The sequence below is a fragment of the Candidatus Limimorpha avicola genome (genome assembly GCF_056978975.1).
In genome coordinates this window covers 56,480-70,975 of the sequence record NZ_DBMCYK010000005.1, presented here as the reverse complement: position 1 = coordinate 70,975, position 14,496 = coordinate 56,480, and the positions used below count along the sequence as shown (strand labels likewise).

Genomic DNA, 14,496 nt, shown 5'->3' with positions numbered 1-14,496 from the left:
AAATTTTATCTTTGACGCTACAAAAGACAAGATATGATAGACCGATTTATTCGATATGTCATTGTGGAGAGGCGATATTCCGGGCATACTGCAGCTGCCTATAAAAGAGATTTGTGCCAATTTCTTCAATACCTTATTAATATATATGCCATAGATGACTTGTGTAATGCAAATACATCTATGGTAAGATCTTATCTGGTTTTTTTGAAAGATAGTGGTATGGAAAATAGAAGCATCAACAGAAAATTGTCGAGTTTAAGGTCGTTCTATAAATATTGTCTTAGAGAAGGCTTGCTGGAAGTGTCTCCTTTGCAGGGAATAAAGTCGCTGAAACAACCGGGAGAGGTGGCGAAATTTGTTTCGGAACGTGAAATGGAAAATGTAAATTTTGAAGAAGGTGATGATTTTAAGGTAAGAAGAAATGAACTCATATTCGAAATGTTGTATCAGACAGGTATGAGACAGGCAGAATTGCGACAACTTAAAGATGATGATATTGATGAATCGAAGAAAAATATAAGAGTCATTGGTAAAAGAAACAAAGAGAGAATAATACCGATAAGTGAAGAACTTTTGTCGATGATAATACGTTATCAAAAGTTGAGAAATGAACAATTTTCTAATGAAAATAACGTTTTATTATTTGTAGATGACAAAGGAAAAATGATGAGCCCGACTTTTGTATATAGGGTAATTAATAGCATTTTGATGGGAGTGACGACAATAGAACAAAAGAGCCCGCATGTGTTGAGGCATACATTTGCAACACACTTGTTGAATGAGGGTGCTGATATCAGAGCGATACAGAAATTGTTGGGACATAGCAGTCTTGGTTCTACACAGATATATACACACAACAGTATAGAAAGATTAAGAGAAGTATATGAGTCGGCACACCCTTTGGGAGAAAAGAATATGAACAGAAGTCATCATAATGATGATTGATAAAATAATAACTCTAAAAATAAGGAGGTTAACATGAAAGTTACAATTAATGCAGTACATTTTAAGGCTGACAAGAAGTTAGAAAATTTCATCACGCAAAAGTTGGAGAAGATAGGTGCGAAGTATGCAGATATCATAGGCTTTGAGGTGACATTGAAATTGGAAAACACTGAAGTTCCGGAGAATAAGATAACGGATATTAGAATAATATTAAAAGGTAACGATTTATATGCGAGCAAGCAGAGTAAAACGTTTGAAGAAGCGACTGATATTGCAATAGATGCATTGAAAAAACAATTGGAGAAATATAAGAATAAAGCGGAAGTGTAATTTATCATATTGATTATCAGTGAAATATAAATTAAATTAAAAAAATAGTAAATTTTTTTGAGAAAACGTTTGTAGATTCAAGAATTATGAGTATTTTTGCAGACCCTTTCAGATGAAGTGAAGGGGTCTGTATTGTTCTTAAACATGATGCCGGTGTAGCTCAGTTGGCCAGAGCACGTGATTTGTAATCTCGGGGTCGGGGGTTCGAATCCCTCCACCGGCTCGTGTAATTTCGTGATAATTAAAATGGGGGAGTCGCATAGTGGCAATTGCAACAGACTGTAAATCTGTCCTCGGATGAGTTCGGTGGTTCGAGTCCACCCTCCCCCACAAAAAAACAAGCGGAAGTAGCTCATTTGGCAGAGCGAAAGCCTTCCAAGCTTTAGGTGGCGGGTTCGAGCCCCGTCTTCCGCTCATAGAATGCCGGCGTAGCTCAGTGGTAGAGCACTTCCTTGGTAAGGAAGGGGTCACGAGTTCAACTCTCGTCGCTGGCTCTGTAGGATTTTAATAGAATATTTAACCTTAAGTAAAATAAGTTATGGCAAAAGAAAAATTTGAAAGATCCAAACCGCACGTCAATATTGGTACTATTGGCCACGTTGACCATGGTAAGACTACTTTAACTGCTGCTATTACCAAACATTTGCAGAATAAAGGTTTGGCAGAGTTCAAATCATTTGATTCAATCGACGCTGCTCCGGAAGAGAAAGAAAGAGGTATTACTATTAATACAGCTCACGTAGAGTATCAGACAGAGAAACGTCACTATGCACACGTTGATTGTCCCGGTCATGCTGACTATGTTAAAAACATGGTTACCGGTGCTGCCCAAATGGACGGCGCAATCATTGTTGTTGCTGCAACAGATGGTCCTATGCCTCAGACACGTGAACATATCCTTCTCGCCCGTCAGGTTGGTGTGCCGAGATTGGTTGTTTTCTTGAATAAAGTTGATTTGGTTGACGACGAAGAGTTGTTGGAACTCGTCGAAATGGAAGTCAGAGATTTGTTGAGCAAATATGAATTCGATGGCGATAATACTCCTATTATCAGAGGTTCAGCACTCGGTGCATTGAATGATGACCCGAAATGGACCCCTTGCATTGATGAGTTGATGGACGCATGCGATACATGGATTCCTGAGCCGGAAAGAGCTATTGATAAACCGTTCTTGATGCCAATAGAAGACGTGTTCTCAATCACAGGTCGTGGTACAGTTGCAACAGGTCGTATCGAGACCGGCGTCATTAAAGTTGGTGACCCTGTTGATATTATCGGTATGGGTGCAGAGAAACTGAAATCAGTAGTTACAGGTGTTGAGATGTTCCGTAAGATTTTGGACGAAGGTGAAGCCGGCGATAACGCAGGTCTCCTCCTCCGTGGTATCGACAAAGACGAAATCCGTCGTGGTATGGTTATAGCAAAACCGGGTTCAATTAAACCTCACAACCACTTCAAAGGTGAAGTCTATGTCCTTTCAAAAGATGAAGGTGGTCGTCATACACCGTTTAGAAACAAATATCGTCCTCAGTTCTATTTCAGAACAACTGATGTCACAGGTGAGATTACTCTTCCTGAAGGAATGGAAATGGTTATGCCTGGCGACCACGTTACAATAGACGTTAAGCTCATCTCCGAGATAGCTATGGATAAAGGTCTCCGTTTCGCTATCCGTGAAGGCGGTCGTACAGTAGGTTCCGGTCAGGTTACTGAAATTATAGACGATTGATATAATAAATAATTAAGGGCGCTTGCTATTCCTCGGAGTAGGGTGCCCTTATTTTACAGGCGTAGCTCAATTGGTAGAGTAGTGGTCTCCAAAACCATTGGTTGAGGGTTCGAGTCCTTCCGCCTGTGCTTTAAAACAGTTCAAACAATATGAAAAAGTTTATAAACTACATCAAAGAATGTTACACCGAGTTGGTTGAAAAAGTTAGCTGGCCGACTTGGAAAGAACTCCAAAGTAGTGCTATCGTCGTATCCATTGCTTCCCTGATAATCGCAATAGTGGTTTATATGATGGATAAGTCTTTTGAAGTTTTGTTGGAGAATTTTTATCGTATTTTCTAACAAAAGTTGTTTGATCTAACTAATCGTCATTCAACTATTTTTTAATACTTATTATGATGAGTGAACAGAACGAAAAGAAATGGTATGTTGTTCGTGCAGTTAGTGGCAAAGAGAAAAAGGTAAAGGAATATCTCGATGCTGAAATTGCACGTCGTGCCGATTTACAAGGTCTGATTTCACAAGTGCTGATTCCAACAGAAAAGGTCTTTTCGGTACGTAACGGTAAGAAAATCAGCAAGGAAAGAAATTATCTTCCCGGCTATGTTCTTATTGAAGCCGTCCTTAATGGTGAGGTCAGTCATGTCATAAAAAATACACCTAATGTTTTGGGATTTCTTGGCACAAAAGGTGAGGCAGACCCGCTACGCCGTGAGGAAGTGAGCAGAATACTCGGAAAAGTTGATGAACTTGCGGAATCAGGCGAGGGAAGCGACCTTACTTTTATAGTCGGAGAAACTGTTGTGGTTAACGACGGACCTTTCAGTAGTTTTAGCGGTATTATAGAAGAGGTTAACGAAGAGAAGAAAAAACTCAAGGTTATGGTGAAAATCTTCGGCCGCAAAACACCTCTTGAACTTAGTTATTTCCAAGTAAAAAGAGAATAGTGAGTGTGATTAATGTTTCATTTAACTTTTTATAAGAATTTAAAATGAAAGAAGTAAGCGGATTAATTAAACTGCAAATCAAAGGAGGAGCCGCTAATCCTTCACCTCCTGTAGGACCTGCTTTGGGTTCTAAGGGAGTGAACATTATGGAGTTTTGTAAACAATTCAATGCTCGTACCCAAGACCAGGCCGGTAAAGTTCTTCCGGTAATTATTACGGTCTATAAGGACAAGTCGTTCGATTTTGTTGTAAAAGCTTCCCCTGTTGCTGTCTCTATACTCGAAGCAGCAAAGATTTCCAAAGGTTCAAAAGAACCCAACCGTTCTAAGGTTGGCTCTTTGACATGGGATACTGTACGTGCTATAGCAGAGAATAAGATGAAAGATATGAACGCTTTCACAATTGAATCTGCAATGAGCATGGTGGCAGGCACTGCTCGTAGTATGGGTGTGAAGATTACAGGCGAATCACCTTTAAAAAAAGACTAAGTCTTAAGCGTTTGTAGAACAAAAAAAGAATTTCAAATGGCAAAAGTATCTAAACAAAGAAAAGAAGCTTTAGCTAAGTTCGACAAAAGCAAGGTTTACTCCTTGAAAGAAGCGATTGATATCGTTAAAGAAATCACTTACACTAAATTCGATGCTTCGGTTGACTTGAACATCCGTTTGGGCGTTGACCCACGTAAAGCCAATCAAATGGTGCGTGGCAGTGTCACTTTGCCTCACGGAACCGGCAAGTCGGTGCGTGTTTTGGTGCTTTGTACACCGGACCGTGCCCAGGAAGCAATAGATGCAGGTGCTGATTACGTCGGATTTGAGGAATATATCCAAAAAATCAAAGACGGCTGGGTCGATGTCGATGTCATAATTACCACGCCTACAGCCATGCCTAAGGTCGGTGCTCTCGGTAGAATACTCGGTCCTCGCGGATTGATGCCTAACCCTAAGACCGGTACAGTGACAATGGAGGTTGGTAAAGCTGTTCAGGAAGTAAAAGCCGGTAAAATCGATTTCAAAGTTGATAAATATGGAATCGTTGACTCACCGGTTGCTAAAGTCAGTTTTAGTGCCGATAAGATTTATGATAACGCAAAGGCTCTTATCCAGACCGTTCTTAAATTGAAACCGGCAGCAGCTAAAGGTACTTATGTAAAGAGTATCTTCATCTCGAGTACAATGAGTCCCGGAGTTGAAGTTGACGTTAAATCAGTAACTATCTAACCTAAAATAAGATTGACATGAGAAGAGAAAATAAAGAGGTTATAATAGATTCTATAACAAACCTGTTGAATACATCTGCTAATCTTTATGTGACAGATTTAGAGGCTCTTAATGCTGAAAAAACATCACAGTTGAGAAGATTGTGCTTCAACAGTCAGGTCAAGCTTGTTGTGGTAAAGAATGCTTTACTGAAAAAAGCTATGGAAAGAACAGGTAAGGATTATGGTGATCTTTATACAGTTCTTAAAGGAACCACCGCTCTTATGTTGTCTGAAAATGGCAACGCACCGGCAAAATTGATAAAGACTTTCCGTAAAAATAATGATCGTCCTATATTAAAAGGTGCTTATATAGAAGAATGTGTTTATCTCGGAGATAATATGCTTGACACATTGGCAAGCATCAAGTCGAAGAATGAATTGATAGCCGATGTTATCGCCTTGTTGCAATCTCCTGTCAAGAATGTTCTTGGCGCTTTGCAATCGGGTGGTCATATACTCAGCGGTGTCGTGAAGACCTTATCCGAAAGACCGGAATAATTAATGAATGTATGTCATTCGCAATAAAAGAAAAAAAGAAAAAATATTGTATAACAAATAAAAACGAAGAAAAATGGCAGATTTAAAAGCTTTTGCTGAACAATTAGTAAACCTTACAGTAAAAGAGGTCAATGAACTCGCAGCAATATTGAAAGAAGAATACGGTATCGAACCAGCAGCAGCAGCAGCAGTAGTAGCAGCTCCGGCAGCAGGTGGTGAAGCAGTAGCAGCAGAAGAAAAAACTTCTTTTGATGTTATCCTCAAATCAGCCGGCGCATCAAAATTGGGCGTTGTGAAATTGGTTAAGGAATTGACCAGTCTCGGTTTGAAAGAAGCTAAGGAATTAGTTGACGCTGCTCCTAAAGCTATCAAAGAAGGTGTAAGCAAAGATGAAGCTAATGCACTTAAAGCTCAGTTAGAAGAAGCTGGTGCAGAAGTCGAAATTAAATAAGGATTTAATATCCTGTAATAAGGGCATAACCACCTCGGCTCCTGTTATGATCAGGTGCTGAGGTTTATGCCTATATTTTTCGTTGTGAAAGACACCTCTATAATTTATAGCTTTTAGAAATCATAAAAAATATAACACTTTGGCAGACAAATCATTAGAACGAATCAGTTTCACGTCTATAAAAAAACCGTTCGAGTATCCGGATTTTCTCGATATTCAACTTAAATCATTTCAGGATTTCTTCCAGTTGGATACTAACCCGGACAATAGAAAAAATGAGGGATTGTTCAAGGTTTTTACAGAAAACTTCCCTATTACAGACGCAAGAAACAACTTTGTACTCGAGTTTCTCGATTACTATATCGATGCACCGCAGTATGAGATAAGCGAATGTATCGAACGTGGCTTGAGTTATTGTGTAAGACTTAAAGCCAAATTGAAACTTTCATGTACCGATGAAGAGCATGAGGACTTCGAAACAATAGTTCAAGATGTATATCTCGGACTGATTCCATATATGACGCCTCAAGGTACTTTCGTCATTAATGGAGCTGAACGCGTGGTGGTGTCACAACTTCATCGTTCTCCGGGCGTTTTCTTCGGGTCAAGTGTTCATACCAACGGAACAACACTGTATTCAGCCCGAATCATACCTTTTAAAGGCTCTTGGATGGAGTTCTCGACAGATATCAGCAACGTCATGTATGCTTATATCGACCGTAAGAAGAAATTGCCAATTACTACATTGTTGCGCGCTATCGGTTATGAAACAGATAAAGACATACTCGATATCTTTAATCTTGCAGAAGAAGTGAAGGTCTCGAGAAATGGTCTCAAGAAAGTGTTGGGTCGTAAATTGGCAGCAAGAGTATTGCGCTCCCGTTTTGAGGACTTCGTTAATGAAGAAACAGGAGAATGCGTCTCCATAGAACGTAATGAGACTTTGATAGAAAGAGGTACAGTACTTGAACCTGAACATATAGATGTTATCCTCAATGCTGGCGTAAAATCTATACTGTTGCATAAAGAACAAGTGAATACCACAGATTTCGCTATAATATTCAATACCTTGCAAAAAGATACCACTAATTCGGAAAAGGAAGCAGTGGAATATATCTATCGCCAATTGCGTAATGCCGAACCACCGGATGAGGAGACCGCACGTGGTATCATAGAAAAACTTTTCTTCTCCGACAAACGTTATGATCTCGGAGAAGTGGGACGCTATAGAATAAACCGTAAACTCGGATTGCAGATTCCGGAAGATGTCAAGGTTTTAACAAAAGAAGATATAATATCTATCATAAAATATTTGATAGATTTATCTAACAGCAAAGCTGAAGTCGATGATATAGACCACCTCAGTAACCGTAGAATCAGAACTGTAGGAGAACAGTTGTATGCACAATTCGGCGTTGGTCTCGCACGTATGGCTCGTACCATACGCGAACGAATGAATGTTCGTGACAATGAAGTATTTACTCCAACAGATCTTATTAATGCCAAGACATTATCATCAGTTATCAACTCGTTCTTCGGTACTAATCAGTTGTCTCAATTCATGGACCAGACGAATCCTTTGTCGGAGGTGACACATAAACGTCGTATTTCTGCTTTGGGACCGGGTGGCCTTTCACGTGACCGTGCCGGCTTCGAGGTGCGTGACGTGCACTATTCTCACTATGGTCGTCTTTGTACCATCGAAACACCTGAAGGTCCTAACATCGGATTGATTTCTTCACTTTGTGTTTTCGCAAAAATAAATAAATTGGGATTCATAGAAACCCCATATCGTGAAGTTAAAAATGGTGTGGTTGACTTCCATAAACCGCCTATTTTCCTTACTGCTGAAGAAGAAGAAGACAAGATCATCGCTCAGGCATGTACAAATATGGATGATGACGGAAAGATAACTGACGAAATGGTGAAAGCTCGTTATATAGCCGACTACCCTATTGTCACTCCTGATGAAGTACATCTTATGGATGTTGCACCAAATCAGATATCGTCAGTGGCGGCATCTCTTATCCCGTTCCTTGAACATGACGACGCCAACCGTGCCTTGATGGGATCTAACATGATGCGTCAGGCTGTGCCTCTTATGAATCCTGAAGCTCCTATTGTAGGAACAGGTATCGAACATTATGTGGCAAGAGATTCACGTATCCTTGTCGAGGCAGAGGGCGATGGAGAGGTGATTTTCGTCGATTCTACAAAGATAACAATAAAATATAATAGAACAGATAAAGAAAGACTCGTCAGTTTTGATGATGACATTAAGACTTACGAACTTATCAAATATGCCAGAACAAATCAGAATACCAGCATCAATCAGAAACCTATTGTTAGAAAGGGAGAACATGTTACCAAGGGTCAGATATTGACAGAAGGTTATGCCACTGCTGACGGTGACCTGGCTCTCGGTCGTAACCTTATGGTAGCTTTCATGCCATGGAAAGGTTATAACTATGAGGATGCTATTGTTATTTCTGAACGCATAGTGAAAGAGGATATCTTTACTTCCATACATATTGAGGAATTTACTCTTGAAGTACGTGACACAAAACGAGGTTTGGAAGAACTTACAAATGATATTCCCAATGTCAGTTTCGAGGCAACAAAAGAACTCGATGAGAACGGTCTTATCAGAGTTGGTGCTTTGGTGAAAGAAGGTGATATCCTTATAGGAAAGATAACGCCAAAGGGAGAAACTGACCCTTCACCTGAAGAGAAATTGCTGCGTGCAATATTCGGTGACAAGGCCGGCGATGTCAAAAATGCATCGCTTAAAGCTGGTCCTTCAATGAAAGGCGTGGTGATAGGAAAACGTTTGTTCTCAAGAGTTGTTAAAGACCGTAAATCAAAGTCTAAAGATAAAGATGTCATAGCAGAACTTGAAAAAGAATGTCAGACACAAGTCGATGAACTTAAATCAATACTCGTTGAGAAATTGTTCTCATTGTTGGATGGTCGCTCATCAATAGGCGTATATAATAACTTTAAGGAAGTTATAATAGCTAAGAAAGTGAAGTTTACCAAGAAAGTGTTGATGAACATTGATTATATGTCTGTCAATTCTTATAAATGGACCTCGGATCCCGAAATCAACGAGATGATAGTGACTATGATTAATAATTATAATGTCAAATACAAGAAGATTTTGGGTGTCTTTAGCCGTAAAAAGAATGTTGCAAGCGTAGGCGATGAGTTGCCGAACGGTATTGTTCAGATGGCAAAGGTATATGTCGCACAAAAACGTAAATTGAATATTGGCGATAAAATGGCCGGCCGTCACGGAAACAAGGGTATTGTATCCAAGATAGTGCGTGAAGAGGATATGCCATTCCTCGAAGATGGAACACCTGTTGATATAGTGTTGAACCCGTTGGGTGTACCTTCACGTATGAATTTGGGACAGATATATGAGACTGTCCTCGGTTGGGCAGGCAAGAAACTCGGTGTGAAGTTTGCAACTCCTATTTTTGACGGTGCTACGTTGGAAGAGATTAATGATTATTTGGTAAAAGCAGGTCTCCCGGAAAACGGAAGAGTACAGTTGTATGACGGAGGTACAGGAGAACCGTTCGATCAGAAGGCTACTGTGGGCTATATCTATATGCTTAAATTGCACCACATGGTGGATGATAAGATGCACGCTCGTTCTATAGGACCTTATTCACTGATTACACAACAACCTTTAGGAGGTAAGGCTCAGTTCGGCGGTCAACGTTTCGGAGAAATGGAGGTTTGGGCTTTGGAGGCTTTTGGCGCAAGTAACATACTCCAGGAAATATTGACGGTGAAGTCTGATGACGTAGTGGGTAGAGCTAAAGCTTACGAAGCTATCGTCAAAGGTGAAAATATGCCTACTCCTGGTATCCCGGAATCATTTAATGTCTTAATCCACGAATTGAGAGGACTCGGACTTGAAGTTACGTTTGAATAATAAAGTTCTATAATATTTTGACCAAATATGGCTTTTAGGAACACAGTAAATAGCAATTTTTCAAAGATTACAATAAGTCTTGCTTCACCTGAGTCTATATTGGAACGCTCATACGGTGAAGTGCTTAAGCCTGAAACAATCAACTATCGTACATATAAACCTGAACGCGATGGATTGTTCTGCGAGAGAATTTTTGGACCGGTAAAGGATTGGGAATGTCATTGCGGTAAATATAAACGTATCCGTTACAAAAATATCGTTTGCGACCGTTGTGGCGTGGAAGTGACTGAGAAAAAGGTAAGACGTGAAAGAACAGGTCACATCAAATTGGTGGTGCCTGTCGCTCATATCTGGTATTTCCGCTCTCTGCCTAATAAAATAGGTGCTTTACTCGGGATACAGACAAAAAAACTTGACAGTATCATCTATTATGAGAGATACGTCGTCATACAACCAGGTATCAAGGAAAAAGATGGTATCAATAAATTGGATTTGTTGTCGGAAGAAGAATATCTCGATATTCTCGAGAATCTTCCTGCTGATAATATGCATTTGCCTGATGATGACCCAAATAAATTTATTGCAAAAATGGGCGCAGATGCCATTTATGACCTTTTGGCACAATTGGATTTGGATAAGGAATCGGCAGAGTTGCGCGATAAGGCAGGAAAAGAGACTTCACAACAGCGTAAGCAAGATGCCTTGAAACGTTTGCAGGTATTTGAGGCATTCCGTGATGCTCAAAAACGTATAGAAAACCGTCCTGAATGGATGATATTGAAAGTCGTACCGGTAATACCACCTGAGTTGAGACCGTTGGTGCCCCTCGATGGTGGCCGCTTCGCTACTTCCGATTTGAATGATCTCTACCGCCGTGTCATCATACGCAATAATCGTTTGAAACGACTTATTGAAATCAAAGCTCCTGATGTTATCATGCGTAATGAGAAACGTATGTTGCAGGAAGCTGTCGATTCATTGTTGGATAACTCTCGTAAATCCAGTGCGGTGAAGACTGAATCCAACCGACCTTTGAAATCACTTAGCGATAGCCTAAAAGGAAAATCAGGACGTTTCCGTCAGAATTTGTTGGGTAAACGTGTTGACTATTCAGGTCGTTCCGTTATTGTCGTAGGTCCGGATCTCAATATGAACGAGTGCGGTCTTCCTAAAGATATGGCAGCCGAGTTGTTTAAACCGTTTATCATACGTAAACTGATAGAAAGAGGTAGAGTTAAAACTGTAAAATCAGCCAAGAAATTAATTGACAAGAAAGAAGCCGATGTATGGGATATCTTAGAGAATATCTTGAAAGGCCACCCCATATTGCTGAATCGTGCTCCTACCTTGCACCGTCTCGGTATTCAGGCTTTCCAACCTAAACTCGTGGAAGGCAAGGCAATACGGTTGCACCCGTTGGTATGTACCGCATTCAACGCCGACTTCGACGGTGACCAGATGGCTGTTCACGTGCCACTCGGCAATGCAGCAGTGTTGGAAGCACAGATTTTAATGCTTGCTTCGCATAATATTCTGAATCCTGCCAATGGTATGCCTATTACAGTGCCTTCACAAGACATGGTATTGGGGTTGTATTATATCACAAAACCGCGTAAAAGTACTCCGGACCACCCGGTGAAAGGTGAAGGAAAACGTTTTTATTCGGCAGAAGAGGTTATTATCGCTTATAATGAGAAAAAAGTCGATATGCACGCCATTATTTACGTTAATGTTACTGTACGTGAAAATGACGAATTTGTCGAGAAAATGGTTGAGACGACGGTGGGACGTGTGTTGTTCAATCAGTTGGTGCCCAAGGGATTCGGTTATATCAACCAATTGTTGAATAAAAAGGCCTTGCGTGATATTATCGGTGAGATGGTGAAACTTCTTGGAACTGCCATCACAACGAAATTCCTAGATGATATCAAGAATATGGGGTATAATATGGCTTTCAAAGGCGGGTTGTCATTCAACCTTGGTGATGTGTTGATTCCTACTGTTAAGGAAGAACTTATCAAACAGGCTAATGAAGAAGTCGCCGGTATTCGTGAAGAATACAATATGGGCTTTATTACAACAAATGAACGTTATAATAAGATTATAGATATTTGGGGACATGTGGTAACCAAACTTACCGAAGAGGTTATGAACCTCCTCCCTAAAGATGACCAGGGATTCAACCCTGTGTTTATGATGCTTGATTCTGGAGCTCGTGGTTCTAAGGAACAGATTCGTCAGTTGTGCGGTATGCGTGGTTTGATGGCAAAACCTCAAAAATCTAATGCTGCCGGTGGCGCTGAGATTATTGAGAACCCTATTCTCTCCAACTTTAAAGAGGGTCTTTCCGTGCTCGAGTACTTCATCTCTACTCACGGTGCCCGTAAGGGGCTTGCTGATACGGCTTTGAAGACGGCTGACGCCGGTTATCTTACACGTCGTCTCGTTGACGTGGCACACGATGTTATTGTCACTGAAAAAGATTGTGGTACATTGAGAGGATTGACAATAAGTGCTTTGCGTAGAGGTGACGAAATAGTTGAATCTTTGTATGACCGTATCTTGGGACGTGTCGCTCTGCATGACATCTTCCATCCGCAGACTGGTGAGTTGTTGATACAGGGAGGCCAGGAAATAACTGAACCTATAGCAGCCAAAATATGCGATTCTCCTATTGAGAGTGTTGAGATTCGTTCAGTGTTGACATGTGAGTCGAAACATGGAGTATGCGCAAATTGTTATGGCCGTAACTTGGCATCCGGCAAACTCGTTCAAAGAGGTGAGGCTGTTGGTGTGATCGCTGCACAGTCAATCGGAGAACCTGGTACTCAGCTTACATTGCGTACTTTCCATCAAGGTGGTACTGCATCAAAGACTATGGACGACTCTTCTATAAAAGCTAAATATAACGGTATCCTTGAGATAGATGAACTTCGTGTTGAGGATTATGTGGATAAAGATGATAGGAAATATCAGGTCGTGATAGGACGTTCAGCTGAGATGAAGATTATCGACCCTACTACAGGTGTCGCTCTTACTACTGCCAACATTCCTTACGGCGCTAAACTTTATATCCCTGCAAATACAGAGGTGAAGGCTGGAGACCTTATCTGCGAATGGGATCCTTATAACGCATTGATATTGTCTGAGTATAATGGTAAAGTTCGTTATGATAATATTGTTGAAGGTGTTACTTTCCGTAATGAGTCTGACGAACAGACAGGTTATAATGAACGTGTTATTATTGAGGCTCGTAGATATTCGAAGAATCCTTCAATCTCCATACTCGATAAGAACGGAGAAGTTATCAAGTCGTACGACTTGCCGGTAGGTGCTCATATTATGGTGGAGGAAGGCGATGTCATTAAAGCTTGCGACATGCTCGTGAAAATACCGCGTGCAATAGGTAAGTTGGGCGATATCACCGGAGGTCTTCCTCGTGTTACTGAGTTGTTCGAGGCACGTAATTCTTCGGAACCTGCTGTGGTATCGGAAATAGATGGAGTGGTGTCGTTCGAGAAGAAATTGAAACGTGGTAACAGAGAGGTTATTATAACTTCAAAGACAGGCGAGAGAAAGAGTTACCTCATACCTACAACAAAACAAATCCTTGCCCAGGAAAACGATTTCGTCAAGGCAGGACAGCCTTTGTCTGACGGCGCTATAACACCGGCGAATATCCTTGCCATAGAAGGCCCTATGAAAGTGCAGGAGTTTATCGTTAATGAGATTCAGGAAGTATATCGTTCACAGGGTGTTACCATTAATGGAAAACATTTTGAGGTCATTGTACGTCAGATGATGCGTAAGGTGGAGATTGCTGACCCAGGTGATACCAGATTCCTTGAAGGAGAATTGGTTAATAAGGTTACTTTCCAGGAATGTAATGACGAGATATTTGGTAAAGTTGTTGTTACAGACGCCGGCGATTCAGAGAATTTATATCCTGGACAACTGATATCTTTTAGAAAATTGCGTGATGAGAATTCTTTGTTGAAACGTAAGGATAAGAAACTTGTGGAGGCACGTGATGCTCGTCCTGCTACTGCAGTACAGGTGCTCCAAGGTATTACCCGTGCTGCTCTTCAAACGGATAGTTTCATATCTGCTGCTTCTTTCCAGGAAACTACCAAGGTGTTGACTCTTGCCGCTATAAATGCCAAGACTGATACCCTTGAAGGTATGAAGGAAAATGTTATAGTAGGACATAAAATACCTGCCGGAACGGGCCTTCGTGAATATGATGACCTCGTTGTCGGTTCTAAGGAGGATTATGAACAATTTACTGAGAAAAAATGACATCAATGTATAGCTGATGTTAAACAGAAGGTTGACTGATTTTTTTAGTCAACCTTTTTTTTATGAAAATAATTGTTATCTTTGTTGAAAA

The 14,496-nt window shown here is 40.7% G+C and carries 11 protein-coding genes and 5 tRNA genes; all 16 read left to right on the top strand.

Annotation, left to right across the window (positions count from 1 at the left end; all coding sequences use genetic code 11):
* The first annotated feature begins 33 nt into the window (after positions 1-33).
* On the top strand, positions 34-945 hold the full coding sequence (locus tag ACZOVS_RS03850) for a tyrosine-type recombinase/integrase (RefSeq protein ID WP_483995907.1): 912 nt from the start codon (positions 34-36) through the stop codon (positions 943-945).
* A 33-nt stretch (positions 946-978) separates the two neighbouring features.
* Positions 979-1,275: an HPF/RaiA family ribosome-associated protein gene (locus ACZOVS_RS03845; protein WP_483995906.1), complete on the top strand. Its 297-nt coding sequence runs from the start codon at positions 979-981 to the stop codon at positions 1,273-1,275.
* A 149-nt stretch (positions 1,276-1,424) separates the two neighbouring features.
* Positions 1,425-1,498: transfer RNA gene (locus ACZOVS_RS03840), tRNA-Thr, on the top strand.
* Positions 1,499-1,523: 25 nt separating this feature from the next.
* Positions 1,524-1,605: transfer RNA gene (locus tag ACZOVS_RS03835), tRNA-Tyr, on the top strand.
* Between the two features lie 11 nt (positions 1,606-1,616).
* A tRNA-Gly gene (locus ACZOVS_RS03830) sits at positions 1,617-1,689 on the top strand.
* Between the two features lie 8 nt (positions 1,690-1,697).
* Positions 1,698-1,769 (top strand) — tRNA-Thr (locus ACZOVS_RS03825).
* Positions 1,770-1,813: 44 nt separating this feature from the next.
* Positions 1,814-3,004, top strand: coding sequence for an elongation factor Tu (gene tuf, locus ACZOVS_RS03820; RefSeq protein WP_483995905.1), 1,191 nt, complete (start codon positions 1,814-1,816; stop codon positions 3,002-3,004).
* Between the two features lie 55 nt (positions 3,005-3,059).
* A tRNA-Trp gene (locus ACZOVS_RS03815) sits at positions 3,060-3,132 on the top strand.
* Between the two features lie 21 nt (positions 3,133-3,153).
* Complete coding sequence (gene secE, locus ACZOVS_RS03810; RefSeq protein WP_483995904.1) at positions 3,154-3,345, top strand: preprotein translocase subunit SecE; 192 nt, start codon at positions 3,154-3,156, stop codon at positions 3,343-3,345.
* 56 nt (positions 3,346-3,401) lie between these two features.
* Complete coding sequence (nusG, locus tag ACZOVS_RS03805; protein ID WP_483995903.1) at positions 3,402-3,950, top strand: transcription termination/antitermination protein NusG; 549 nt, start codon at positions 3,402-3,404, stop codon at positions 3,948-3,950.
* A 44-nt stretch (positions 3,951-3,994) separates the two neighbouring features.
* Positions 3,995-4,438: a 50S ribosomal protein L11 gene (gene rplK, locus ACZOVS_RS03800; protein ID WP_483995902.1), complete on the top strand. Its 444-nt coding sequence runs from the start codon at positions 3,995-3,997 to the stop codon at positions 4,436-4,438.
* A gap of 36 nt (positions 4,439-4,474) precedes the next feature.
* A complete protein-coding gene (rplA, locus tag ACZOVS_RS03795; protein ID WP_483995901.1) occupies positions 4,475-5,170 on the top strand; it encodes a 50S ribosomal protein L1 in 696 nt (231 codons plus the stop codon).
* 17 nt (positions 5,171-5,187) lie between these two features.
* Positions 5,188-5,709: a 50S ribosomal protein L10 gene (rplJ, locus tag ACZOVS_RS03790; RefSeq protein WP_483995900.1), complete on the top strand. Its 522-nt coding sequence runs from the start codon at positions 5,188-5,190 to the stop codon at positions 5,707-5,709.
* A 73-nt stretch (positions 5,710-5,782) separates the two neighbouring features.
* The gene (gene rplL, locus ACZOVS_RS03785) at positions 5,783-6,160 is read left to right on the top strand and encodes a 50S ribosomal protein L7/L12 (protein WP_483995899.1); all 378 of its coding nucleotides are present in this window, start codon (positions 5,783-5,785) and stop codon (positions 6,158-6,160) included.
* Between the two features lie 139 nt (positions 6,161-6,299).
* Positions 6,300-10,106, top strand: a complete 3,807-nt coding sequence (gene rpoB, locus ACZOVS_RS03780) for a DNA-directed RNA polymerase subunit beta (protein ID WP_483995898.1) — start codon at positions 6,300-6,302, stop codon at positions 10,104-10,106.
* Between the two features lie 27 nt (positions 10,107-10,133).
* Positions 10,134-14,405, top strand: coding sequence for a DNA-directed RNA polymerase subunit beta' (gene rpoC / locus ACZOVS_RS03775; protein WP_483995897.1), 4,272 nt, complete (start codon positions 10,134-10,136; stop codon positions 14,403-14,405).
* Positions 14,406-14,496 lie beyond the last annotated feature (91 nt).

What these genes read in the sequence shown, in the direction of transcription:
- ACZOVS_RS03850 (WP_483995907.1), top strand. Translation starts at nt 34, where the DNA reads ATGATAGACCGATTTATTCGATATGTCATTGTGGAGAGGCGATATTCC.
- ACZOVS_RS03845 (WP_483995906.1), top strand. Translation starts at nt 979, where the DNA reads ATGAAAGTTACAATTAATGCAGTACATTTTAAGGCTGACAAGAAGTTA.
- tuf (WP_483995905.1), top strand. Translation starts at nt 1,814, where the DNA reads ATGGCAAAAGAAAAATTTGAAAGATCCAAACCGCACGTCAATATTGGT.
- secE (WP_483995904.1), top strand. Translation starts at nt 3,154, where the DNA reads ATGAAAAAGTTTATAAACTACATCAAAGAATGTTACACCGAGTTGGTT.
- nusG (WP_483995903.1), top strand. Translation starts at nt 3,402, where the DNA reads ATGAGTGAACAGAACGAAAAGAAATGGTATGTTGTTCGTGCAGTTAGT.
- rplK (WP_483995902.1), top strand. Translation starts at nt 3,995, where the DNA reads ATGAAAGAAGTAAGCGGATTAATTAAACTGCAAATCAAAGGAGGAGCC.
- rplA (WP_483995901.1), top strand. Translation starts at nt 4,475, where the DNA reads ATGGCAAAAGTATCTAAACAAAGAAAAGAAGCTTTAGCTAAGTTCGAC.
- rplJ (WP_483995900.1), top strand. Translation starts at nt 5,188, where the DNA reads ATGAGAAGAGAAAATAAAGAGGTTATAATAGATTCTATAACAAACCTG.
- rplL (WP_483995899.1), top strand. Translation starts at nt 5,783, where the DNA reads ATGGCAGATTTAAAAGCTTTTGCTGAACAATTAGTAAACCTTACAGTA.
- rpoC (WP_483995897.1), top strand. Translation starts at nt 10,134, where the DNA reads ATGGCTTTTAGGAACACAGTAAATAGCAATTTTTCAAAGATTACAATA.